This window comes from Lujinxingia litoralis (assembly GCF_003260125.1).
Classification (GTDB): Bacteria; Myxococcota_A; Bradymonadia; order Bradymonadales; family Bradymonadaceae; genus Lujinxingia; species Lujinxingia litoralis.
Window position 1 is genome coordinate 121,937 of record NZ_QHKO01000002.1, and the last position, 24,371, is coordinate 146,307.

A 24,371-nucleotide genomic window follows, 5' to 3' on the forward strand; every position below is an offset into this window, starting at 1 on the left:
ACGATGGCAGGTGGCAGTGAGAGTGTGTTCTGGCAGCGGGCGCTAGAGTTTTTTGCGATGCAGTACGACTTCGCCCTCTATGCCCTGGTGGCCGCGGTGCTGGTCGGTGCCATCTGTGGGCTGGTCGGCACCTTTATGGTCTTGCGCGGCATGTCGTTGGTGGGGGACGCCGCCGGGCATGCAACCCTTCCTGGCGTCGGGGTGGCCTTTCTGCTTACGGGCACCAAGAGCGCGCCAGCGTTGTTGCTGGGGGCAATGGCGAGCGCGGTGCTGGGGGCCATGACGATCACCTGGCTGAGCCGCGGGCCCAAAGTGCGTCCGGAGGCGGCGATCGGCATCGTGCTCTCGACCTTTTTTGGGCTTGGGATTGTGTTGCTTTCTTACATTCAGACCTCTCCCACCGGCCAGCAGAGTGGGCTCTCGGATTACCTCTTTGGAAACGCCGCCGCCGTCACGCCAGCGCAAATCTGGGTGGTGGGTGGCGCGGGATTGCTGCTGTCCATGCTGGTCGTCGTCTTTTATCGACCGCTCTCGTTGATGGTGTTCGATGAGCGCTTTGCTCGCTCCATCGGCTTGCCTACGCAGTGGCTGGAGTTGGGGTTAATGTCGGCGCTGGCGGTCGCTGTCGTGCTCTCGATTCAGGCCGTGGGTGTGATTCTGGTGGCGGCGATGCTGATCATCCCTCCCTCGGCGGCACGCTTGATTTCCGGCCGGCTTGTGGGAGTCATGGTCGGTGCGATGGTGATTGGCGCGCTGAGCGGCGCGCTTGGGGCCATGCTCTCGTACATCTACGAAGGCGTCTCCACTGGCCCGGCAATGGTGCTGGTGGCGGTCACGATTTTTGGGTTCGCGCTGGTCTTCGGACCTGTGGGAGGCGCGCTTCCGTCGGCGATACGTCGCGTTCGCGCCCGAAGCCTTGCGGCTGGAGGTGCATTGTGAGTTGGCTTGTTGAGCCCTGGCAGTGGGGCGATTGGATGTGGCGCGGCATGCTCACGCTGAATCTGGTGGCGATCACCTCGGCGGTGCTCGGGGTCTTTTTGTACCTGCGGCGTATGAGTCTGATCGCCGATGCGCTGGCTCACGTTGCACTGCCCGGCATCGTGGTGGCCTTTCTCGTCACCCAATCGCTGCACGGCGGAGTGATGCTGGCCGGAGCCGCCTTGATGGGGCTTTTGACCGCGGCGGCCATTGAGTGGGTCAGCCGTCGTCCTACTGTTCGTAGCGATGCCGCCATCGGGGTGGTCTTCACCGCGCTCTTTGCACTGGGAGTCATTCTACTCTCCACCCGGGTGCGTGATGCTCATATCGATACGCACTGTCTGCTCTATGGCGACGTGCTCGGAGTAAGCGACCGCGCGCTGGGGCTGGTGGGGGTGACGGCCCCGGCAGTTCTAGGGCTTGTGGCGGTATTCTATCGCTGGCTCAACGTCAGCAGTTTTGATCCGAAGTACGCCGTGGCGCTCGGGATTCCGGTCTCCGCGCTCAGTTACGGATTGATGAGTGCGGTCACCGTGACGGCGGTCGCCGGTTTTGAAGCGGTGGGCGCGGTGCTTGTCATCGCGCTGATCATCGTACCGGGAGCCACGGCGCATCTTCTGGCGCGCAACCTCAAAGGTATGCTCCTTGTGAGTGTGGCACACGGTGTGCTCTCCAGCTGGGTGGGGATGTACCTGGCGATTGCGCTGAATATCTCGGCGGCCGGCGCGGTGGTGGTGGTCGGAGGGCTGCTCTACGCGGTGGCCTTTGTTTTCGCCCCGGGGCATGGACGCCTGTGGCTATGGCGCCAACGCCATCGATCCTCCTCCCGAGCACCCGATGGCTTGTCGCCCTCCGGGTGATCTGTTAGACCCCCCGGCACCATCGTATCCCCCCGAGTCCGGATCACGCGAAGATGCCTACTATCTCAGTTGAAAACTACCTCAAGGCGGTCTTTCACCTGCAAGGCGAGGCCCGTGAGAGGGTCAAGACCAAGGCACTCGCCGACCATCTGGATATTTCGTTGCCCTCGGTCACGGGTATGCTCAAGTCCCTCGCTGACGAAGGGTTGGTTGACTACGTTCCCTATCGTGGCGCGCTGCTTACCGAGCAGGGGCGAAAAATGGCACTGCGGGTGATCCGTAATCATCGCCTCATAGAAGTGTTTCTGGTGCACACCCTCGATTACAGCTGGGACGAGGTGCATGCCGAGGCCGAACGCCTGGAGCATGCTGTCAGTGACACGCTTGTGGAGCGTATTGACTGCGCGCTGGGCTACCCCAGGTTTGACCCGCATGGCGACCCGATTCCCACTGCGGATGGCGAGATCTTGAGGCGCGAGTCCATGGCATTGAGCGCCGTGGTCGCCGGACAGACTGTGCGCGTGGAGCGGGTCCTCGATCAGACTCCGGAGGTGCTTCGATACCTCGATCGCATTGGGCTGCGCCCTGGAGGGGTTGTTCGTGTCAGGGAGGTGTTGAGTTTCGACGGCCAGATGTTTTTGACGGTCAACGGCAGTGATGTGTCGGTGAGTGAGAGTCTGGCAGCCCGTATGTTGGTGACTCCGGTGGAGTAGGTGTGAGTGAGCGCTATGCGTTATCGGTACGGGTCTCAAGGCCACCGCCGAGGCCCACGCTGCTCTACGATGCGACGTGCGAATTTTGCACCTACTGGGCACGCCGGTGGGCGCAGAACATCGGCGCGTCATTGGCGCTGGAGGCACTTCAGCATCGGGAGGGGCGCTATCTCGAACTCAGCCAGCAAGAGCTTGAAAACGCGGTGCATCTGGTCGACTCCCAGGGGCGAGTCTGGCGCGGTGCGGCGGCGGTGTTCAGGGCCGCGGCACTACGCCGACGTTACGCCATCTTCTGGTGGGGATACCGTCGGGTTCCCGGAGCTCGATGGTTAAGTGAGTGGATTTATGCCTGGGTGGCGAACCACCGCATGACGGTCTCGCGTCTGACGCGTTGGATGCGTCGAGATCGTCCTGATGATTCAGATGCGTGCTGAGCTGGCAGGAAGTCGCGTTGAGTTGTAGAGAGAGCTGGGCTTTCTTAATCATGCGGCCGGAGGCCGCGGTCACCCGTGTTCAGGGGATGACGCATGGTATTCGACATTGTGACACAACCGCTTCAGGAGGCGGTGCGGCGAGGACCCGAAGGGGTGCTTGACGGGAGGGCCGTTGCCGACGCGTTGCTTGAGCAGGTTCAGAGTGCGACTCAGCAGTTGGCCAGACGTGGCATCACGCCCACGCTTGCGGTGGTGCGGGCAGGCGACGACATGGCCAGTGATATTTACGTACGCCACAAGGAGCGGGCGTGCGCCAGGGTTGGCATTGCCTTTCGCCACGAACATCTCCCCGCCACGGTGCGAGAAGATGAGATCGTTGAGGTGCTCTCGCGCCTTAATGCAGATCCGAATGTTCATGGCATCCTTCTGCAGCTGCCACTGCCCGGAGAGATGAACGGCGCCGATATTCTGACCGCCATTGACCCTCAGAAAGATGTCGACGGCTTTCATCCGCTGAACCTGGGTGGCCTGATGAGCGGTCGCGCGGTCCTGGAGCCCTGCACGCCGCGCGGCGTGATGACGTTGCTGAGCTCGGCCGGCGTGGAGCTGACCGGAAAACGGGCGGTCGTCATTGGTCGAAGCGTTATTGTGGGTCGACCGATGTCTTTGATGCTCGCCCGAGCCAACGCCACCGTGACGCTCTGCCACCGCCATACCCGTAACCTCGACCGGATTGTCTCAGAGGCGGAGATTCTGGTGGTAGCCACCGGTGTGGCGGGCCTGGTGAAGGGTAGTTGGGTGCGGGAAGGCGCGGTTGTGATCGATGTGGGGATCAGCCGGGTCGAGGGTAAAGTGCGAGGGGATGTGGAGTTTGAGGCTGCCCGGAAACAAGCGGCGTTGATCACTCCGGTGCCACGCGGAGTTGGGCCGATGACCGTGGCGACCCTGATGGAAAACGTCGTGCGGGCTGTCTGCGTGCGCCACGGACTTGTGGTCCGCGCCGGGGAGCTTGTTGAGGCGGCTTCGGTTGGGGTTTGCTTTGACAAAGGTGTGGGCCTCGCTCCCTGGCGAGTGCGGCCAATCTCAAGCTAAGCACATGCTCGCAACAATGATGGACGATGATGATGCGGTCCTCGACCGCTGGACCCTGTCTGGATGAAACCTATGGCTGAGAATCTTCTGAGAGTGCCGCTCCATGACCGCCATGTTGCCCTTGGTGGCCGTATGGTGCCCTTTGCTGGTTACGAGATGCCCGTGCAGTTTAGCGGCATCAAAGACGAGCATCTCGCCGTCCGAGCCGGGGCGGGCATCTTCGATGTGAGTCACATGGGGGAGGTCGAGGTGCGTGGCCAAGATGCTATCGCCGCGGTCGATGCCTTGGTCACCAACGACGTGCGGGGGCTTGTGGATGGCCAGGCGCTCTACACGACGATGTGCGCCCCTGACGGGGGAATCATTGATGACCTTATTGTGTACCGTCTGGCCCACGATCACGTCTTCATCTGTGTGAACGCGGCCAATCGCCATAAAGACGTTGCGTTCATGAAAGAGCACCTTCCGGCGATGGATGCGGTGCTGGAAGACACGTCCGACATATACATCCAGCTGGCTATTCAGGGGCCGGAGGCCGAAGCGCTTCTCTCCCCCCTGAACTCGGATGCGGAGCTGTCCGAGTTGGCGTTTTTCCGCTGCCAGTGGATGGAAGTTGCCGGCGTGCGGGCGCTGGTGGCACGGACTGGCTACACCGGCGAGGACGGCTTTGAACTCTACATCCCTCAAGGAGGGGAGGCGATCTTCGACATGCTCGTTGAGCGCTACGTGCCGGAACGTCTCGCGCTCTGCGGGTTGGGGGCGCGTGATACGCTGCGTCTGGAAGCGCGCCTGCCTCTCTACGGGCAGGAGCTCAGCACTGAGGTCAATCCTTTTGAGGCCGGGCTGGGCTGGGTGGTGAAACTCAACACCGGGCATGATTTTGTCGGAAAAGACGCGTTGATTGCCGCGAAAGAGGCCGGTGTCACGCGTCGGCTTCGAGGAGTACGTCTGCAGGGACGCGGGGTGCTGCGTCCGGGCTATCCCATTTTTGTCAACGACACCCAGGTGGGGCAGTTAACCAGCGGCGGATTCGCTCCGACCCTTGATGCAAGCATTGGCCTGGGATACATCGACATTGAGCACGCCGATGTTTCGGCTGCCGAAGTCGAGATTCGTGGTCGCCGTCTGCCGGTAGCCCTTACGAAAAAGCCCTTTTACAGTCGTCCGCGCTGATGGTGCGCATCATTACCCGCGATTCATGTTCGCGCTGAGGAGTCGTCATGGAACTTCCTAAAGACTACCGCTACTCAAAAGATCACGAATGGGTTTGCGACCAGGGAGATGGAAGTGCGCTGGTCGGGATCACTCACTACGCTCAGGACGCGTTGGGCGACATTGTCTTTGTCGAGCTTCCCGCCCTCGGGGCGGAGCTTCAGGCCGAGGATGATTTCGGGGTGGTTGAGAGCGTTAAGACCGTCTCCGATCTTTATGCTCCGCTCTCTGGCGAGGTGATCGCAGTCAACGAGGACCTGGAGGATGCTCCCGAGTTGGTGAACGAGAGCCCCTATGAGAAGGGGTGGATTGTACGGGTTAAGATCAGCGACCCCTCGGAGCTGGAATCCTTAATGGATGCCGCGGGCTACCAGGCCTTTCTTAATGATGGCGAGTCCTGACCATGCGCTACATTCCGCACACCGCAGAAGATATTGCTCGGATGCTCCAGGCCATTGGTGTTGAGAGCATCGACGAGCTCTTCGAGAGCATTCCTGCCGAGCTTCGGGAAAAAGCCTCCCAGCTTGAGCTTCCCCCGCCGATGAGCGAGATCGCGCTCGATAGACATCTGGGCGGACTAGCTTCCCGGAACCAGGCGGCCGATCCTTCGACGGTCTCATTGCTGGGGGCCGGGTGCTACGATCACGTCGTGCCACAGGCGATCAGCCAGCTTCTGCTGCGGGCAGAGTTTCTGACCTCGTATACGCCGTACCAGCCCGAGATCAGCCAGGGCACCACCAAGACCATCTTTGAATTTCAGTCGATGGTCTCCGAGGTGCTCGAGATGCCGATCGCCAATGCGTCGATGTACGATGGCGCACATGCGACGGCCGAGGCGGCGTTGATGGCTCAGCGGGTGAGCCGCCGCGATCAGGTCTGGGTTTCTAAGAGCGTGCATCCGGAGTACCGCGAGGTTATTGAGACGTATCTGCGCTACCAGGATGGCGTCTATCGAGAATTTGAGGTGGACGCCACCACCGGACAGCTTGACCTTGATGATCTCAAGGCGCGCATTGAAGACCCCAAGAAAGTGGCCTGCGTAATCTTCCAGACGCCGAACTTTTTTGGCGTTCTCGAAGATCCGCGGGAGCTGGTCGCCTGGGCGCAGGAACACAAGATTTTGACCGTGGCGGCGTTTAACGAGCCTCATGCCTTTGCGCTGGCGATGCCTCCTGGAAGCGCAGGCGTTGATATCTGCGCAGGAGAGGGGATGGGGCTCGGTGTGGGCCTGAGTTACGGTGGGCCCGCGCTGGGTATCTTCGCCGCGCGCGAGAAGCATCTTCGTGCCATGCCCGGCCGGCTCTCCGGGCAGACGGTCGATGCCATGGGGCGTGAGGGCTACGTGCTCACGCTGTCGACGCGCGAACAGCATATCCGCCGCGCGAAGGCGACGAGCAATATTTGCACAAACCAGGGCTTGATGGCGCTGGCGGCGGCAATTTACTTGAGCTTGATGGGGCGTGAGGGCTTTAAGGAGCTTGCCCAACTCAATATGGCGCGGGCGCGCTATGCTCTCGAGGCCTTTGAGGAACGTGGGTTGGGTACACGTGTCTATACAGGTCCTTTCTTTAACGAGGTGGTGGTGGAGCTGGCTGCTCCAGCCAGGGAGGTGATCGACGCCTGCCTCGAACAAGGTATTATCCCGGGCTTCGATCTGGGGAGCGTCAACCCGGCCTGGAGTCACCGCATGCTGGTTGCCTGTACCGAGATGACTACGGCTGAGAGTCTGGACCGGGCGCTCGACGCAGTTGCCGCGGCGCTCTGAGAGGGCGGGGCCGGAGCACGTTGAAGTTTCTCCTTGTCGGCATGGGACCAGTGATTAAGCTCGGCGGTCCTTTCTTACAACCCGACTCGCTATGAGGAGACCCATGCTCAGCTATGACGCGGCTGGTCTGTTTGACGTTGAGGCAGGCCTCCCCTCCAATTTTGATGCCTCCTGGTCTAAACGTTGTCAGGCGGCGGTCGAGGCGCTTCAACAACGCACATCCAGCGGAGAACTCGGGTTTCTGAAGCTGCCGGAGCAAAATCTCGGGCAGCTGATGACCTGGGCAGAAGGCCGCCAGGCCGAGGGGTGGACCGACCAGATCGTGGTGGGTATCGGAGGATCAAGCCTGGGAACCCGCGCGGTGCTGGAGGCCATGGGGCCGGCCTGGATTCCGGCGATACGTACGCACTTTGCTGAGAACCTCGACCCGGTTTCATTAGAGGCTACGCTGCGTCGAGTCGACCTGGCGAGCACTCTCCTGGTGGTAGTGACCAAGAGCGGCACGACGATTGAGACGATGAGTCAGTTGTGGATTCTTTACGACGCAATGGTCCGTCAACTCGGTCAGGTGCAGGCCGATCGCCAGGTCATTGCGATTACGGATCCAGAACGTGGAGCCCTGCGTGCGCTGGCGCGCGAACGTGACTGGGAGACCCACGCGGTGCCGCCAAACGTAGGTGGTCGATTCAGCGTACTTACCGCGGTCTCGCTGGTGCCTCTTGCGCTGGCCGGCTATGACGTGGAGGCTCTCTTGCGAGGCGCCGCTCTGATCGTCCGTCAGGGCACCCGGGATCTGGTCGGTCTGGCACACATCTCAGCTCAGCACATCGCCCTCTATGAGAAGGGTTTCGGCCAGATGGTGATGATGGCCTATGCGGATCGCCTTGGTGGGCTTGTCGATTGGTTTCGCCAGCTCTGGGCAGAAAGTCTCGGGAAGGCGAGGGATCGCTCGGGGCAATTGGTAAATGTTGGGATTACGCCGATTAAAGCGATGGGGGCGGTTGATCAGCACAGTCAGGTTCAGCTTTATATGGAAGGGCCGAACGACAAGCAGCTGCTTTTTGTGGAGACCGCCTCGCACCCGGTAGGATTTCAAGTGCCGGAAAGCCCCGCGATGCCCGAGGGGCTGCGTCATCTTCAGGGGCGAGGAATCGACGAGATTCTGAGAGCGGAGGCTCGTGGTACACGCGCCGCGCTCAGCCGTGCGCAGCGGCCGACAGCGCTCTGGCGCCTGGAGTCCACCGGAGCTCCTGCCGTCGGAGGGTTTCTCATGAGCTGGATGGCGATTACGGCGCTGGCTGGTGAGTTGCTAAACATTGACGCATTTGATCAGCCCGGAGTTGAGCTCGGGAAGATCATCGCGCATGGATTGCTCGGGCATCCGAAGCACGGTCAGTTTCTGGATGATCTGGAGTCGACGCCTTCGGAGAGCCATTTTAGCCGCTGGCCCGCGGATTGAAGAGGGCTCAATGGTGGAGGTCTTCGCTTTGCATTCGGCCGACGACTTTGTTTTAATTGCGACGGATGAATCCCGCTAACCTGCAGAGTTTGATTCCGGGCGTGCTGAGCGCTCGAACCCTGTGCAGTTCTAAGAGTCCGCGCTCACCAACGTTGAGCGCATAGCCAACCTCGGTGGAAGCCGCCACAGCGGGTTCGGAGACGAAGAAGGCGAGAATGGGTAAGGACAGCACCGTTGTCACGGTAATTAGCCAGATCCCCAAACGGGGAGCGTCGGCACGGGATGCCTGCCTGGTCGTCATCAACGGGGGTGACCTTGGCAAAAAGTACGGCCTCTCTCAGCCTTCTACCGTCATTGGGCGCTCCAGTAAGGTCGATATTCAGATCGATGAAGACTCGATCTCGCGCAATCACGCCGTGATCAATAATCTCGGAGACGAGATCATTGTGCGCGATCTGGAGTCGACCAACGGTACGTACGTCAATGATAGACCCGTACGTGAGCACCGCCTTATGGACGGCGATCAGGTGAAGATCGGGAGGACGATCTTTAAGTTTCTTTCGGGGAGCAACATCGAGGCGGCGTACCACGATGAGATTTACCGCCTGACCACGACGGACGGGCTCACGCAAGTCTACAACAAGCGCTACTTCCTCAAAGAGGCCGAGCGGGAGTTAAGTCGTTGCATTCGCTATCAGCGTGAGCTTTCGCTGGTGATGATCGATATCGATCATTTCAAGCCGGTCAATGATACCTACGGGCATCTTGCCGGCGATCATATCCTCAAGCAGGTTGCACAGCGCATTGTGCGCTCGATCCGGCGGGACGACATCTTCGCACGCTACGGAGGAGAAGAGTTCATCCTGCTTTTGCCCGAGATCGATAAGGGGCGCGCCGTTCAGTTGGCAGAGAAGATTCGTGTTCTCATCAGCAGCGAGCCATTCACATTTGATAATGTCGATATTCCGATCACGCTCTCCATGGGAGTGACGGATTTGCGGGAGTATCTGGCGCGGTTCGCGACGCCCCAGGAGCTTGAAATGACGGCAGAGGTCAACGCGTTCGCGTTTATCAAAATTGCGGATGAACGCCTTTATCGAGCCAAAGAGTCGGGACGAAATCGGGTGGTCGGAGACTGAGGCCTTGTTCTGTCAGGCGCAGCGTTTCGTGAGTGCACAGCGCGGTTAGAAAAAAAGGCCGGCCCCCTTTGAGGGGCCGGCCTTTTTGGGTTCTGTCTTCGTTCCGCGACGCCTATCGCATCGGCGCCCGATGCAATCCTATTTCAGGCGATGAAACTTGATCAGGTTGGTCTCGGTGCCCAGGCCTGCAGGGGAGCCCATCACGACGATTATTTCGTCGCCGGACTTTGCACCGCGCTCGCGCCGCATCAGGTCCTCGGCGCGCTGGAGCATAAGGTCGGTGCTTTCGGACATTTCGAGCAGGTAGGGCTCGACACCCCAGTAGAGCGCCATCTGCCGATAGACTTGAGGGGATGGAGTGCAGGCGATGATGGTGTTGCTCGGTCGATAGGTCATCATCAGGCGAGCGGTCGCTCCCGAGGTGGTCAGAACGACCAGACCTGAGACGTTCAGCTCGTCGGCGGCGATTGCAGCGGAGCGGGCTACGGCATTGGGGAAGGTCTTCAGATGGCTGATGGAGCGCGGCTCGGGGAGCTTGCGGAACATCTGAGAACGCTCCACCTCTTCGATGATGGAGCTCATCATACGAACGGCTTCAATGGGGTAGCGTCCCGCGGCCGTTTCCCCGGATAGCATCACGGCATCGGTTCCATCGAGAATGGCGTTAGCAACATCAGAGGCTTCCGCACGTGTCGGGCGGAAGTTTTCGGTCATCGACTCGAGCATCTGGGTGGCCGTGATGGTCAAGCGTCCTTGCTCATTGGCCTTGGCGATGCACATCTTCTGGAGCATGGGCACTTTCTGGGGGGGCATCTCCACACCCAGATCACCACGGGCAATCATGATGCCATCGGAGACTGCGATGATGTCATCGATTTCGGCAATCGCCTGCGGCTTTTCGATTTTGGAGATGATCTTCACCGACTCAGCGATGCTTTCGGGCATCCGAGAGCGCAGCTGGTGGATGTCGAGCGCCGAGCGCACAAAACTCAACGCGACATAGTCGACCCCAAGCTCCATACCGAATTCAAGGTCCTCGCGATCCTTCTCTGTGAGGCTTGGTGCGGAGACCGCAGCGGTCGGCAGGTTGATGCCCTTGTTGTTTTTGAGGGTTCCCGGCACCTCCACCAGGGTGCGTACGTCATGACCCTGGACGTCGACGACCCGCAAACGAATCAGGCCGTCGTCGAGCAGTAGAATGTCGCCTGCGCGCACGTCCTGGTGCAGGGCCTTATAGGTCGTGGATACGCGCTCCTCGTTACCCTCAATATCGTCGACGGTGATGACAAATTCATCACCGCGCACGAGCTCTACCGAGCCCGTTTCAAAGGTGCCCACGCGAATCTTCGGACCTTGAAGATCTTGGAGGATGGCAACCGGGCGCCGAAGCTCACGCGAAATCTCGCGCACCATGGTGTAGGTGGCCCGGTGATCGTCGTGCGTTCCGTGAGAGAAGTTCAGACGGGCAACGTTCATCCCGGCCTTGATCATCTCGGCCAAAACTTCCGGGGTATTGGAGGAGGGGCCAAGGGTACAGACAATTTTGGCGTGACGCATGATGACCGCAGTTGTTCAAGGAAACGAAAAGGGGACGGGCTCAGTTGTTGGACGCGTTGTCTTTGCATACCGCGCTGGGATTGACTTCGCCGGCGATTATCATGTCGCCGCAGCCGATCCGCAGATTGAGATTGCTCGGATCCAGCGGGCAGATCTCATTGGAGGAGCAGCGCGGGTGGCACCATTGGGCGCCCCCGGAGCTTATGACACAGGCGCTATCGGCCGGGCATCCTCCGGCTTCGCACTCCCGGGAGCAATAGCCGACCGGGTTATCGTCGGCGTCTGTGAAATAGTCCAGGCGGCAGGTCTCCGAGGCGCACTCGCTGTCGGTGGAGCATTTTGCTCCGATAGGTTTGAGATCTGCGGGAACACAGGCTTTACGCCAGGCGATCTGGCCATTGATTTCGGTGCGAACCGTCAGACAGGCCTGGTCGCTTCGGTCGCAGCTTTGCTGACAGCCTGCCAGGCAATGGGGCGCCTCCAGAAAATCAATTCCGTCGGTTTGCCAGCAAACTTCGCTCTCTGCACAGGAGGAGGCAGTCATAGCGCAGGTGCTGGTGCAGTACGAGACGTTGCCGACGCTCATGCACGTTCCACCTGCACAGTCGTCATCGGTAGTGCATTCGCTTCCGTTGACCTGCCCGGGGCGACACGCTCCGCCAGCGCAGACCTCGCCATCGCTGCAGATGTCGGTGCGATAGGCCAGACCGTTGGATCGGCACGTAAGCTGGGTTTGGGCGTCAAGGCAGCGCGTTTCGCCAGGCGTGCAGACCGGGTTTGGCTCACAGGTGCCTGCGTTACACGAGCTGCCATCGTCACACGGGGATGGCTCGTAGGCGGTGCCTTCGTCGTTACAAGTCTCGCGATCGCCGTTTACGCCACAGCGCGATTCACCGGCGCAGCATACCGTACAAAGATCTGCATCGTTTTCTGCATCATCCGCGCCGTCACTTTCTGCATCTCGAGGCTCGGATGAAACATCAGCATCGGTGGATGCATCCGGAGACGATGCATCATCGCCGGCATCTGTGACGATGGGGGCGTCTACCCCCGAGCAGCCGAGGGCCAGATAGGAAGAGGAAATGAAGCAAAATACCAGCGCCAGAAAACGTGTGCCGGCGCGAGAACGCCGTCGAGGTGCACGATCGCGTTGCATCGAGACTCCAGGCTAAGGCCGGCCACCACCGGACACTATGAGCGTGAGATGTAAACCGCGCTCAGCCTAAGTTTTCGACCTGCTGAATGCAACCAGCTTCACCCGGATGTGTTCGCTCAACGTCAGGCTTCGGGCGCGTTGCGAGGGGGCGCTTCGGAGGCCGCGATTTCCTGTTCAACCCGGGCGTCGAGTCCCGCCACATGGGCTCGAAGTTCTGCCATCTCGCGGCGGCGTCCTTCCAGAAGAGACTGTCCGTAGAGCCACCCGCCGGCGGCGCAAAGGAGAGCTGCGGGAAGGCGACCTCGGAGCCAGTCAGAACCTCCGGACATCAGGCCAACCTGGGCCCCGATGACGGCGAGCTGGTTTGCCGGGCCAGAGCTATCCTCGCTTAGTTCGAGCTGGGTCCGCAAACCACTCAGGCGAGCGCGGGCCGCACGGAATTCGCCGCGTCGGATATGAGCTTCAACTCGGACCAGTTCGCGGGAGAGGGCGCCTAGCTCGTTCTCAAGTTGTTGAATGGGGCCGCGCAGGTTGGCCATGGCTTCCTCGATGCGTGCGTGAGTTTTTCAATCGTCGGTGGTTGGGGCGATTTTGGTGGCGAGATGTGAGCTGTCAATGGGGAGGCTGCATCAATCCGAGATTGAAAAGGGGACCCGAATTGCCTGAGAGATGGTGAGAGGCTCGCCGGAATCCACTTCCTGAGCGCGTCCCTTACTGTCGATTGCTCGTACCGTAAAGGTATGAGCCCCCGGGCTCAAGCCCGTGATTGACGCCGACCAGCGCACCCAGACGTTTGTCAGAGGCCAGTCACTATCTTGTTGCTCGGCGTCATTCATGAGCTCGCGTAGGTTTGGTGGCAGCGCCTGGCGTACTTCGTCGGCGTCGTCTCCCAGCAGAGTGGCGACCTGTTCAGGCCCGTCGTCTACTGAAAAACGAACCTCAGTGATGGCTGCTCCACCACTTACGGCAACGCCACTGATGACGATGTCTGCCCCTTGAAGGGTGACATTGCGACCCGCCAGGGTGACCACGTGGTTGGCCAACGCCATTTCACCTGGCGCGTCAATGGCGTCTACGTCCCGGAAGCGTACGGTCTCGTAGACGCCAAAAGGTTCGCTGCTAGCCGAGAAGTCCAGGCGATCCAGCCATTTCATGTTTTTGTACCCCCACATCTCGGGGATGATCAGGCGCACCGGTCCACCGCGCAGCCGGGTGAGAGGCTCGCCATTGAGTTCGTATGCCAGCATCACAGGCAAGCGATCGTTGTCGTGGATACGGCTCAGTGGAATGTTGCTGGAGAATCCATCAGCGCCGTAGGTGCGTATCTTGAGCGTCTCCGCGGGAATGTCGGTCGCTTCAAGCACCACGGAGAGAGGGACACCTGTGAAGAGCCCGTTGGCGATCAGGCTCGTGAGCAGCGGACCAAGGCTCAGGCTGAAAACGCAGCGAAGGGTTTTCCAGTACGTGAGTTCGTGTCCCTGGGCGCCAAGTTCACGAAGTTGAGGATAGGTGAGTTCGCCAAGCGTTTGCGAGCCAGACGTAAGCTGGAGCCGCCACTCGTCGGGCAAGATCTGTGGTGCGTTTTCTTTGGGGGTGGAGTTTCCGCTTTGCCAGAACCAGATGCCGTCGTCCTGAGGCGTGACGAAGGGGTGATCTCCGCCGGTGCCAAAGGATTCAACATCCACAAACTCGCATCCGCTGGTGAAGCGTAGTGCGACCAGGGCTGCGGAGCCGGTGGCGAGCGTCTTGAGAAAGTCACGTCGGCTGATGGGCGTCATCCGGAAACTCCGTCAGGGGGCGAATTCGTAGGCGATACCCACAATGCCATCGACACTCTGAACGGTGTTGATGCCCCATGGGGTCAGCATCACGTCCAGGCTCAGTTGAATGCCGCCCGGGATGGTGAGGATGAGCCCGGGGCCCACCTTCAGGTAGCTCTGAGTAAGCGGGGTCAGGTTGAAGATGTCTAAGGACTCGGGGGGGCCGAGTCCGATCACGCCCTGGGCCAGGCCGCGAATCCAGAGCGATGGATGTGGAGCCCAGCCGACTTCGGCCATGATCGGGATCTCGTCGAACATCTCGATTTGCTCGCCGCCAGCGGCCTGGCGGGAGCCGCGCAAGCGGTAGGCAGCGGTCAGCGAGCCGTAGAAGGGGCGGGGCCACAGGCTTGCTCCCAGCGAGAGGCCAAGCTCATGCTCCCGTACTCCGTTGCCCAGGGTGGGCACCATCGGGTCGGGGTCAGCGGTGTAGCCGGTTGGCGACTTGGTGACGGCATGGGCCGAGAGTACGACCGGGCCATCGGTGAGGATGCCGGCTCGGACACCAAACCAGACGTCGGAGAGGCCACTGACGCGAGCGCGTTGCAGGTCGCTCTCCAGGTTCAGTGACTGAAACCCCGCGTTGGCATAGACGGTCAGACGGGGCAGGAGGCCGTACTCGACGTAGGCAAAGGCGGCCGTTGAATCGAAGGTGCCGGCGACATCATCGCTTAAGAGCTGAAAGGTCTCCCCGGTCTCCTTGTACTGTTGGTCGGCCCCAGCAAAGCCAAGGCTTAGCTTGGCGTAGAGTCCCCGGTCGGGCTGGGTCCAGGCTCCGGCGTGTGCTCTCGGAGCATGGGCGAGGGTGACGATTCCAGCACTGAGCAGCATCGCAAACAGGGGCGTTGAGCGTCGCCATATGTCGCGCATCCACACACCTTTAGAAGTGGGGGTTGCCAGAAATGCAGGAGAGGGAACGAGCGCTATCTTAATGCCGCTGAAACTTCAGGGCCAGCGGCCTGAGGTCAATCACGCCCGGTGCCGGGACCTCGGAGCTGTTGCAGGACAACGCTCAACGCCACGATCACGTTGCCCGGAGCCAGGGCCACAAGAAGGTAGGGTAGCGTGCCGATGAACGCCAGAATCATGGCGACAAAGACAATGAAGTCTTTGCGAAACGCGTAGTGAAGCACTGAGAGTGCGCGTTTGAGGGGAGATTGTGGCGTGCCCTGGTCTTTGAAGCTCCACTCAAAGGCCAGTAGATCTCCGCGGCCCCGGGCGATGAGCCAGCGGTAGTACACCACCATGCTGGCGAGCTTGCCGCCGGCGGCAGCAAGACCCAGGTAGAGCCAAATTTCGGGCCCTAGAGGTCCGAGGCCGGTGGCCATCGTGCGCCAGGCTCCGACTCCCAGCCCCAGATAGAGCAGCAGGTCCGAGAGGTCGTCACTGACGGTGTCGAGCCATTCGCCGAGCACGCTGAACTCGTAGCGTACCCGTGCAAGTTCGCCGTCAACCCCGTCAATGACGGAATTGAGCTGATAGAGTACTCCGGCGATGAGAAATCCGGTGTATCCACCAAAACCCGCGGCGATGGCGGCAGCAAATCCAAGCGACAAGGTGATCGCCGAGATATGGTTGGGGCCCACCCAGGTGCCAACCAATCGACGGCTCATCGCCAGGCTCAAGTGACGATTTAGATGACGAGAGACAATGCCATCTTGAGGCTTTCGACAGTCGTTGAAGAGCCGGGCTTCGGCGCGAGCAACGTCGGACAGAGAACGCAGCGCGACGGACCAACCCGCCGGGGTATGTGCGTCTGCATCTGATGGCGTCGCAGAGGGCCTGGCGAGCGCCTGGAGCAGGGCGTCAGGCTCCGGCGCGCGGAGGCTAAGGACCTGATGAGGCGCCAGGTCGGGGCGCGGGCTACTGCCGGGACCGACCGCTACCTTGAGGGCGTCTTGAATGACCGCGCGTTGAAAGACGCGATTGGCCGGCAGGACCAGCACCGCCTCGGGATGTAGATCGTCGATCGCTGCGGGGAGGGTTTCAGGCGCTATCGCGCGGACCTCGCCACGGGCTCGCGTGGCGGCCGTGATCGCGTCGTCGACGATTGGCGCGGTCGAGGGGGCGGTAAGGAAGATGCAGGTGTCTACGCCGCTGACCAGGCACATCCGGGCGATACGGTCCACCAGGCTCAGCCCGGCGATAGGTGTCGTCGGGCTGAGTGCTTCGGGCAGCGACGTCAGATCGGTGATGGCCAGGATGGTCATGAGGCAGTGTTCAGCGCGAGGTTTCGGCGTAGAGCTGCTGGGCCAATTCGCGATCGGCGGAGGTCTCGCTGACAAACTCAAGGCCATACGCGCGGCGTCCGCTGACTTCGGTGCGGCGACGCACCACAGCGTTGAGCTCGAATTTCAGGGCCTCGGGGCCGCCGATAACGGTCACGGTGATGGCCAGGCGAGTACCGTCGGCGATTGTGGACTCGGTCTTCACCAGGCAGCCGTTGAGGCTGACGTTAACCACCTGTCCGAAGATTCCCCGAGGGCCGCCGTCCCAGGTCATCATCGCGATGGCGCGAACCGGGTTTCGACGGATGCGGGTGTGGGGGCCGGGTTCAAAAATCGGGGCACCGGGGCCCGAACGAAGCTCGGTGGAAGACGTCGGGGTGATGTTCAGAGGGGACGCGCTCATCTGGACCTCCATGTCCGTGCAGTAACTTCAAACATTCAATCGTTGGGAGGCGACCGATCCGTGGTCGCATTGAGCGTCTGAGGCAGCCCGTGGGGGACTGTCGACTTCTGCAGGGTATCTGAGGTGATCGCGGGAGCAACTTTTTTCCCCACTTTTTGCTGCAGGTCGATGTGCATCATGCACGGTGGGGAAGCGAGTGTTTCAGGGCGCGCTCAAAAGTCTCACCGTTTCAAAAGGCAGGCGCAGGAGGAATCCCCGGTCATCCTGATCGAGATAACTGGCGATGGCGTGGTATGCGCCGCGTTTAAACCGAGCCTTAAAGCGTCCGTCTTTAATGGTGCAGTAGAGGCGGCCCCCCTCGGCGTAACGCAGGCTGTCCAAATTAAGGGTTTCCTGGGTGCCGTCGCTGAGCCATACGCGAGGTTCTTTCTCCTCCCAGGTGGCGCGTTCTACGAAGAAGCCCACGTCATCGACGGTGATGGGATAGGTGAACCGGCCTACGTTGAGGACCCAGGTGCCGCCTTCGGTACGGTCGACGCTTCGACTAAAGAGCTCGACCACGCGTTCATTCTCAAAGCGCAGCCCTTCGTGGAGCCAGGTGCCACCGGCGTCGAGGCGGATTTCCTCCAGGGTACCTCCCGCACGCAGAAAGTCCTGCACCATTTCGGGAAGCGTAGGGTCGATCTCGGGGGAGGGCTTCTGATCAGCCATGGCGGGCCTCGACGACGACGGGGCGGCTTCGCTTAAAGGCAAAGATCGCGCGAGTCAGGGGAGTGGCGTCGCTCTCATAAACCTGATCTACAGCGTCGCGAAGCTGTTGCAGGTTACCCTCGGTGGCCTCGGGGACCACCAAAAGGTGGTCCGGGGAGGGCATCGCAAAACGCAGGCCCTCGCCGACCTCACTGTAGAAGACGTCGGCGTAGACCAGGGCGCGGGCGGCGTCATGCCCATCGCCAGCGTGGAGTCGTCGCACGTGCAGGAAGTCTTCAAACTGGCGAGTCTGAAGTTCGCGGGTGCGATGGAAGAGCAGGCTGCGTGCGCCGGCGGCGATTCGGTCGGCCGAGGCACCCCAGCGTTCGACCTGGGGCTCGGTGATCGGACGCAGGCCGGGGTTGAGCTTGACCACGTAGGCACAGACGATCTCTTCGCTGATCGTCTGAACCCAGGCTCGCTCGCCAGTGACCGCCTCGACTCCTTGCACGAAGGTGGGCGGTTGAAGTGTGGGCATAAGGCCGGAGGCGCTCTCCACAAAACTCCAGTTGGCGGCCTGAGAGCGTTTGGGTTCCAGCAGGGCGTACTCTACACCGCTGACAAACCCACTTATCAGGGCTTTAAGACGAGCCTCGGGGGCGTCTTTGATCTCTCGAAAGAGCGGTCCCGGGTCGATGTTGGCTTTGCGGGCCATCGGGCCGCGCCCCAGGACAACATTGTAGGTGCCTGCGACCTCCTGGGGTTGGAGGTTGGCGGCACGCAGGCACTCAGCGAGGTAGGGGAGAAGTTCGGTCATGGTCAGATCGACGTGGATGGTAGGGCACCCCTTGAGTCAGGGACGCTTTAACAGGGGGAACGATAAACACCTGTACAGGGGGGCAAGATCACTGCGCTTCGGTGCCTCGCCGAGCGATGAGAAGATTATCGGGGGTATCGAGCCCCTGGCCGGGCCAGCGCTCGGGAGCGACGCAGAGGTGTAGGGCTTCGCGATCCAGACGCCAGATCGCGTCGGTCAACGGGAAGGGGTGGGCGTTGAAGTGTTTTGTGAGGCTTTCTTGAAGTGACTCTTTAGATGCGTCGCGATTGTCATTGTCAGCCGGGGCGGGAGCCGCGATCAGGAAGTGATCGCGGGTGGGCAGGGCGATGAAAGCGCCATCTTGAGCGCTGTCATAGTCAAACTCCGGCAGTATCAACGAGCGTGAGGCAGCAAAGCCCTCGGTCGTGTGCAGAGTGCGGAGGCGTACTCCCGGGTGGTTTCGGGAGGTCTGGCCGCGAATTTTGTAGGAATTGTAGAAAAGGGCGGTGCGGGCGTTCTTCCAGCGGGTGGCACCGTCAACGTCACTGGCGTCCTGCGCGTTTTGAGTCAGCAGGTCGAGGCGCAGGCCGGTCTCTTTTAGGATGACCTCCTCCAGCGCCCCCCCGGTATCCAGGGCGTCTCGATGCAACGCCGGGGCGCCGCTTACCGCCTCAAACCAGCGTCGAGTCCAGCGTGGCACGAGGTGGAGGATGTGGTCCCCGTAGAAGGGAGGCGCTTCGTGATAGCGTTGCACGGCGGTACGACGAAATCCTGGCGAGCGCGGAGGTCTGGCCTGGCGAGCGTGGTGGTAGTCGAGCCCCAGGCGAATGCCGTAGAGCGCCCAGGCGCCGGTGGCGCGAGCCCGAGCGTGTTGCGGCGAGGGCAAGGCGCGTCGATCGATCAGCGCGGCGATGCCGCGGCGCTCCACCCAGATACCCTCGGTTGTCGCTTCGAGTTGCATCCCCAGCTGGTGGCCGACCTCGTGATATGGAAGCTCGTTTTCGATCACCCTCGTTCTTCCTCAATGTGGCGACGGAAGACTTCGGAGCGGAAGGGACGAAAGCCGGACGCGTGACTCTCAAAGAGGTGGGTTTCAATCTCTACGAGTTGGCTGTCGTCGATGGTGTAGATGTTGAATTTTCCGGCCATCTTCGGGCCTCCTCCCTCCACCGAGGTGCTCCCGGCTTCACAGACAAAAGTCGTGCCGGCTTCGCCAAGTTTGGGGACCTGGAGCACGGAGAGGTAGTGATTGTGGCCATGGAGGATCAGATCGACGTTTTTCTGACGCAGCGTGGTCAGCACCGACTCCGCATTGATCATGCGGCGGTTGAAGTTGAAGCGGTGATGTTCATCGGCCATCAGCGGGTGATGTACGACCACGATCTTAAAGCGTGACTTCAGCCTTTCGTCGTCGAGCATTCGGGCGGCCTGCTCGAGCTCATCGTCGTCCACTCGTCCGGTGGCAAAGAGCCAGGGGGTGGCGATGCCGCTGTTCAGTCCGATGATCGCCACGTCCTCGCGCAGATGGCAGAAGGGATATCCTCGTTCGAGCTGGTATTCAGGTAGGTCGCTCTTCAAGTACTCCTTGAAGTGTCGCTCAAAGCGACCGGAGCTTGCGGCGCCCGGGGTGTAGTAGTCGTGATTGCCCGGCACCACGCTCACCCGGGAGAAGGCAGACTCGATGCTGCGGATGATCTCGGCGGCGGCGGCAAACTCTGAGTCGAGCGCCAGGTTGGTCAGATCGCCGCTGATCACGATGTGATCGACGTTGAGGGAGTCCAGCGCTTCCAGGGCGCGCTCTACCACGGATGTGGAGTGCGCTTTGGAGCGATTGAGCAGGAGGTTGAGTCCGCCGACCATCCGCTTGTTGAGGTACTCCCAGGGGCGAATACGGTCGATGGCAAGGATGTGAAGATCGGAGATGTGGCCGATGCGCATGGCGCGGCTCCTGAAGTTGAGCGGTAGGAGCGCTCAACAGCCAGGAGCCGGAGCGCGTCAGGGATTGGTTTCGCCGCCGGCGGGAATCAATTCAATGGTGTGGCTGGCGACGTTATTTGCGCGGTTAACATCCCCGAACTCATCAAGCGGGTCAACGACCACATGGAGATAGGCGGTGCCGGTGGGGTGGGTTCCCGGCACGTTGATCTGTCCGGTCAGGTCGTGGGCGTCTCCGGCAGCGATGGTGGCGAGCACGAAGTCTCCCAGGAGCTGGTCCTGATCGGGGCGCCAGGTGGGGGATTCGCCCAGGTACACCTCGTAGCGTGGCGCGGGCGCGTCGTCTCCGCCCAAATTGGCCACGGTGAATCCGTAACGTACCACGTCACCGCCCTGGTAGCTGCCCGGCCCGATGGTCAGGCTCGAGGCGCGGAGATCCACTCCGGGGAGATCTTCAGCTTCCAGATGATAGCTGACCCGGCGCGCGCTGCCTCCCACGGAGACTTCGAGGAAGTAGCGTCCGGAGACCGGCGGAACGTAGCCGTTGAGCTCCGCCAGTGGGAGCCCCGGGGCCGACTCGTCGATATCATCGGGGGTGCGGTTTGGACGGTAGATTTGCATGCGGAGAATGCCCGGCTGGGTCGGCGGATCCAGTCGCGCGCGCAGCGTGACGGGTTGCCCGGCGGCCAACTCCACATAGTACATATCGACGTCCCCCACCGGGCAGCGGTCGAGGGCGGTGGGGACGTCCAGGGCGGCGCGCAAGCCGGTGGCTGAGTCGAAGTCGTCGTTGGGCTCGAAGTCACCATCGCATCGGAGTTCCGGATCGACCTCGCGTACGTCCAGGGTCAGCTCGTAGTTGGTGCTGGCTTCCGGGTCCAGCGGGACCAGCGACACGCGCAAAAAGTAGCACTGGGCACCGTTGACATAGTCGACGCCGACCTGCTCCTGGTCCACGCCGCTTCGGGCCGAGGTATCGACGACGGCGCGATCCGCAGAGTAGAGGCGTAGGTCGAGGTCTCCCTGGCTGTTGAGGAAGTCAATGCGGGCGTCGAACTGTTGTCCGTCATCGACGCAGATTTCGTAGTAGTCGCTCTGGCCAGCGCAGGCCAGGAGGTTGCTGAAGGTGCCTCCGCTGAGTGGCGCCGCCTGATCAAAAGAGGTGTTTGGCGAGAAAGGATCGTAGCAGCGGGTGAATACCTCAAAGGACTGGCTGAAGGAGACGTTGTTGGTCACGCGAGACTCGTTGAGTTCGCCGGCCGGGTCGAGCATCAGTGCCAGGTGGTAGGTTCCGTCGGTCACCGCCGCGCTCAGTTCCACCGGCAGGTCGATCTGGCGACTGGAGCCGGGGGCGATGGTGGTGATGGGGAAGTTGCCCAGCACGATGTCACTCGGCGCGCCGAGTTCGCGAGACGTGGTAAGGACGGCCCGGGCTTCGAATGCACCGGTGGGGAGTTGGCCTAGGTTGACGATTTCCGCGCTCAGTTCCATGAGGGCTCCGGCCGACCAGCTCGCGCGGGGCGGAATCGAGAGGTCGCGTGGGAGCACGTCGACATCCGTGGCGGGGTCGAGGATCTGGACATCGAGTTCGTAGTAATTCTGGTCGTCCACGCTCTGGCCACAAACCGAGAAGGGGTAGCGCCGGCTCTGCGGTGCGAGAAACACGGCGACCTGCTGCTCATCTTCGCTAAAGCTACGATCGAGCTGTTGCGAGCCGTCCGGGGCGTAGAGCGTCGTCTCCAGGGGGCCGCGGTCGGTGTCGAAGCGGGTGGTTACCACCAGGCTCTGCCCCGCGCTGACCTGAGCTGCAAAGAAATCACAGCGGTTCGGTTCACAGATGGCCGCCTGGTAACTTCCCTCATCGAGATCGGTGCCATTGAAGACCTGGTGGTTCGGGCTGTTGGCGTCTTCGATGCAGGTGCAGAAGGGCCCGTCGACCTGAAGCACATTGGCGCCGGTGCGGCGATTGTTGCTCACCGAGGCTTCCGGGAGGCGCTCCTCAACATCGACCACGATGCCAAAACTCTGTTCCGGGACGAAGTTGGCGCATTGCGCTTCGACTTCGAAACTCAGCTCCAGACACTCGCCCGGGTTGATGTTGGGGATCTCGAAGCTCTCGAACGCTTCTGCGGTGAAATCCACAGCGGTGCCCGGCGAGCGGAAAAGCTGCCCGCGGGTGGGCCCCGACGCGTTGGATCCGTCGACGCAGATTTCCGCGTGCAGCGTGATAACATCGCCCTGGTCGGCGCTTTGCGGCACGGCGAGGCTGGCCACAAAGAGATCGATGTCTGCCTCATCGGTGATCGTCACCGGTGCCAGCTGAACATTCTGGTTGTTGGAGCGGAAGGGTTCGTCCAGTGCCCCCAGGGGGTCGCAGATGATGTAGGGGAAGTACACGCCCGGTGCGAAGAGACCGGGCACGGTGATGGATCGACTCATCTCGCGTTCGGCGGCGCTGGCCATGGAGGTGATGTTGAGGTTGGTCAGGCGAAGATCGTTGTCGGGGTTAACCCGGGCTTCACGGCCCAGATAGACGCCGCAGAAAAAGCTCCCCACATCCAGCGTGCCCTCGTTGGCAATGGTGGCGTTCACCTGGAGGTTGCCGCCGAGGTAGGTGTTAAGCGGGCTGACGGCGAAGTCGCGAACCACAATGTCCGGGCCTTCGACGAGCTGATCGGAGACGATGATCGGTTCGGGAGTGGAGATTTCGTTGTTCGTTAAGGTGCTCTCTTCAATCTGGCCGTCCTCCGAGTAGGCCTCGACAAAGAGATAGACCTGAAGCTCGCCATTGAGGGGAGGGAGGACCTCTTCGTTGAGGACGAAGTCGTCGGGGCCGATGACGCGGGAGGCCAGGGCGGGAAGCCCGATGGGGGCGCTCTCGTGGATCAGGGTCGCGGAGTCGTCTCGCACCGGGTTGCCGATCTGCAGGTAGGTGCGGTGAACGACGTTGAAGATGTCTTCGCCCCCGCGATTGGCCAGAACAAATCCGCGGGTGACTTTGCCGAGGGCGGGGAAAGCGCGATCGGGGCTGACGACCAGATCAGAGACGCTGATGTCGGGAAGCCCGGAGTCGACGTTTTCCACGCGCAGTGGTGCGAGACCGACGGTGAGGTTGTCTTCCGGGTGCGTGTCGACCAGCTCGCCATCTGGATCGATGGCGATGACAACATAGTAAGTGCCGGCGTCGATGGTCGGGACCGTGGCGGAGAAGCCCACATTGCGAGTTGCCCCCATGGTGAGCACCTCGCCGCCTTCGGAGGTAGCCTCGACACGAGTTTCGCCCAGGACCGTCAGTGTCGGGAGATCCTCACGCGAGACCTCGGCATCTACCGAGAGGTAGGCCCGCACGGGGATCGCGGTCATGACGGCCGAGGCGGTGCGGTTGATCAGGTCGAATGACAGGGTTGCCTCTTCGCCGGTACGCACGTTGGCCGGGCGTCCGCTGGCGTTTTCGACCGCGATGTCAATCGGGTCAAAGACGCGATACGTCACCTCTTTGCGGTCGGCCACCTTGCCTTCGTAGAGCGCTTCAACGACCAGGGTGTAGTCGCCGACCGATGTGTACTGGTGGTTGGCGGCCCCTTCCACGCCATCGCCGCTGACCCGGGTTCCGTCACCGAAATTCACCAGCCAGCTGAAGGCGTCTTCAGCTCGGCCCTGTGCCGGGGTGATGCTCAAGGAAAGGTTTACCTCGACGTCGGGGTAACCCGAAGCGGGGCGAAGCTCGTTGAGGGTCAGTGTGCCCGCTCCGTCGGCGGCGGTGTCCTCGCCACATCCCATCAGGCTCAGCGGGAGAAGTGTGAGCGCTACCAAGAGCGCCAGAGAGGCCAGGGGGAAGTCGAGGGGCTTGCGCATGAGGATTACCGCGTAAAAGAGAGCACAGAGTAGAAGAAGACTGGTGGCGCGAGCGGACGCCGCGCCCTGGTGGCCAGTGTACAGGTTGCATCGCGTGGACGGCGAGGGGGGCCATCTTGGTCAATGAAGTCCCTCATTTCAAGCGAGGTCGGAACGATGATGGATGGGGAATCGTGGGGATGAGGGCGTTCCCTTAACGTCGTGTAAAGTAGGCGCTCCGGGCGCCGATGCGTCTTGACGAAGTTTCAAGCGCTGGTCTAG

Annotated in this window: 22 protein-coding genes; 10 read left to right on the forward strand and 12 right to left on the reverse strand. The window is 61.3% G+C overall.

Going from position 1 to position 24,371, the window contains the following annotated elements:
- The first annotated feature begins 3 nt into the window (after positions 1 to 3).
- From DL240_RS05260 to DL240_RS05305, 10 genes are all read left to right on the forward strand, one after another.
- Positions 4 to 939, forward strand: a complete 936-nt coding sequence (locus DL240_RS05260) for a metal ABC transporter permease (RefSeq protein WP_158542362.1) — start codon at positions 4 to 6, stop codon at positions 937 to 939.
- A complete protein-coding gene (locus DL240_RS05265; protein WP_146618115.1) occupies positions 936 to 1,838 on the forward strand; it encodes a metal ABC transporter permease in 903 nt (300 codons plus the stop codon). Before DL240_RS05260 ends, DL240_RS05265 begins: the two co-directional genes overlap by 4 nt.
- A gap of 53 nt (positions 1,839 to 1,891) precedes the next feature.
- Positions 1,892 to 2,551 carry a metal-dependent transcriptional regulator gene (locus tag DL240_RS05270; RefSeq protein WP_111728828.1) on the forward strand — a complete coding sequence of 220 codons (660 nt, stop codon included), beginning with the start codon at positions 1,892 to 1,894 and terminating at the stop codon, positions 2,549 to 2,551.
- A 2-nt stretch (positions 2,552 to 2,553) separates the two neighbouring features.
- Positions 2,554 to 2,985, forward strand: a complete 432-nt coding sequence (locus tag DL240_RS05275) for a thiol-disulfide oxidoreductase DCC family protein (protein WP_111728829.1) — start codon at positions 2,554 to 2,556, stop codon at positions 2,983 to 2,985.
- A gap of 93 nt (positions 2,986 to 3,078) precedes the next feature.
- Positions 3,079 to 4,077, forward strand: a complete 999-nt coding sequence (locus DL240_RS05280) for a bifunctional 5,10-methylenetetrahydrofolate dehydrogenase/5,10-methenyltetrahydrofolate cyclohydrolase (protein WP_111728830.1) — start codon at positions 3,079 to 3,081, stop codon at positions 4,075 to 4,077.
- Positions 4,078 to 4,149: 72 nt separating this feature from the next.
- On the forward strand, positions 4,150 to 5,250 hold the full coding sequence (gcvT, locus tag DL240_RS05285) for a glycine cleavage system aminomethyltransferase GcvT (RefSeq protein WP_111728831.1): 1,101 nt from the start codon (positions 4,150 to 4,152) through the stop codon (positions 5,248 to 5,250).
- 47 nt (positions 5,251 to 5,297) lie between these two features.
- Positions 5,298 to 5,690: a glycine cleavage system protein GcvH gene (gcvH, locus tag DL240_RS05290; protein WP_111728832.1), complete on the forward strand. Its 393-nt coding sequence runs from the start codon at positions 5,298 to 5,300 to the stop codon at positions 5,688 to 5,690.
- Positions 5,691 to 5,692: 2 nt separating this feature from the next.
- On the forward strand, positions 5,693 to 7,054 hold the full coding sequence (gcvPA, locus tag DL240_RS05295; RefSeq protein WP_111728833.1) for an aminomethyl-transferring glycine dehydrogenase subunit GcvPA: 1,362 nt from the start codon (positions 5,693 to 5,695) through the stop codon (positions 7,052 to 7,054).
- A gap of 103 nt (positions 7,055 to 7,157) precedes the next feature.
- A complete protein-coding gene (locus DL240_RS05300) occupies positions 7,158 to 8,513 on the forward strand; it encodes a glucose-6-phosphate isomerase (protein WP_158542363.1) in 1,356 nt (451 codons plus the stop codon).
- Positions 8,514 to 8,728: 215 nt separating this feature from the next.
- Positions 8,729 to 9,652 carry a GGDEF domain-containing protein gene (locus DL240_RS05305; protein WP_111728835.1) on the forward strand — a complete coding sequence of 308 codons (924 nt, stop codon included), beginning with the start codon at positions 8,729 to 8,731 and terminating at the stop codon, positions 9,650 to 9,652.
- A 138-nt stretch (positions 9,653 to 9,790) separates the two neighbouring features.
- On the opposite strand, the gene pyk is transcribed toward DL240_RS05305, so the two are convergent.
- From pyk to DL240_RS05370, 12 genes are all read right to left on the reverse strand, one after another.
- Entirely contained in the window at positions 9,791 to 11,209 is a 1,419-nt protein-coding gene (gene pyk / locus DL240_RS05310; RefSeq protein ID WP_111728836.1) for a pyruvate kinase, read from the reverse strand.
- A 40-nt stretch (positions 11,210 to 11,249) separates the two neighbouring features.
- Positions 11,250 to 11,795, reverse strand: a complete 546-nt coding sequence (locus DL240_RS05315; protein WP_111728837.1) for a hypothetical protein — start codon at positions 11,793 to 11,795, stop codon at positions 11,250 to 11,252.
- A 692-nt stretch (positions 11,796 to 12,487) separates the two neighbouring features.
- Positions 12,488 to 12,904: a hypothetical protein gene (locus DL240_RS05320; protein WP_111728838.1), complete on the reverse strand. Its 417-nt coding sequence runs from the start codon at positions 12,902 to 12,904 to the stop codon at positions 12,488 to 12,490.
- A 90-nt stretch (positions 12,905 to 12,994) separates the two neighbouring features.
- The gene (locus DL240_RS05325; protein WP_111728839.1) at positions 12,995 to 14,143 is read right to left on the reverse strand and encodes a molybdopterin-dependent oxidoreductase; all 1,149 of its coding nucleotides are present in this window, start codon (positions 14,141 to 14,143) and stop codon (positions 12,995 to 12,997) included.
- A 12-nt stretch (positions 14,144 to 14,155) separates the two neighbouring features.
- The gene (locus tag DL240_RS19915; RefSeq protein WP_158542364.1) at positions 14,156 to 15,052 is read right to left on the reverse strand and encodes a hypothetical protein; all 897 of its coding nucleotides are present in this window, start codon (positions 15,050 to 15,052) and stop codon (positions 14,156 to 14,158) included.
- 95 nt (positions 15,053 to 15,147) lie between these two features.
- The gene (locus DL240_RS05340; RefSeq protein ID WP_158542365.1) at positions 15,148 to 16,392 is read right to left on the reverse strand and encodes a CDP-alcohol phosphatidyltransferase family protein; all 1,245 of its coding nucleotides are present in this window, start codon (positions 16,390 to 16,392) and stop codon (positions 15,148 to 15,150) included.
- 10 nt (positions 16,393 to 16,402) lie between these two features.
- The gene (locus DL240_RS05345) at positions 16,403 to 16,813 is read right to left on the reverse strand and encodes a PilZ domain-containing protein (RefSeq protein WP_158542366.1); all 411 of its coding nucleotides are present in this window, start codon (positions 16,811 to 16,813) and stop codon (positions 16,403 to 16,405) included.
- A gap of 201 nt (positions 16,814 to 17,014) precedes the next feature.
- Positions 17,015 to 17,524, reverse strand: coding sequence for a DUF1285 domain-containing protein (locus DL240_RS05350; RefSeq protein ID WP_111728844.1), 510 nt, complete (start codon positions 17,522 to 17,524; stop codon positions 17,015 to 17,017).
- Entirely contained in the window at positions 17,517 to 18,320 is an 804-nt protein-coding gene (locus DL240_RS05355) for a DUF1444 domain-containing protein (protein WP_111728845.1), read from the reverse strand. Before DL240_RS05355 ends, DL240_RS05350 begins: the two co-directional genes overlap by 8 nt.
- Positions 18,321 to 18,408: 88 nt before the next feature.
- Positions 18,409 to 19,329: a hypothetical protein gene (locus DL240_RS05360; RefSeq protein ID WP_111728846.1), complete on the reverse strand. Its 921-nt coding sequence runs from the start codon at positions 19,327 to 19,329 to the stop codon at positions 18,409 to 18,411.
- Positions 19,326 to 20,258 (reverse strand): metallophosphoesterase family protein, encoded by a 933-nt coding sequence (locus tag DL240_RS05365; RefSeq protein WP_111728847.1) that lies wholly within the window; start codon positions 20,256 to 20,258, stop codon positions 19,326 to 19,328. Before DL240_RS05365 ends, DL240_RS05360 begins: the two co-directional genes overlap by 4 nt.
- 57 nt (positions 20,259 to 20,315) lie before the next feature.
- A complete protein-coding gene (locus DL240_RS05370) occupies positions 20,316 to 24,110 on the reverse strand; it encodes a CARDB domain-containing protein (protein WP_111728848.1) in 3,795 nt (1,264 codons plus the stop codon).
- Positions 24,111 to 24,371: the final 261 nt, after the last annotated feature.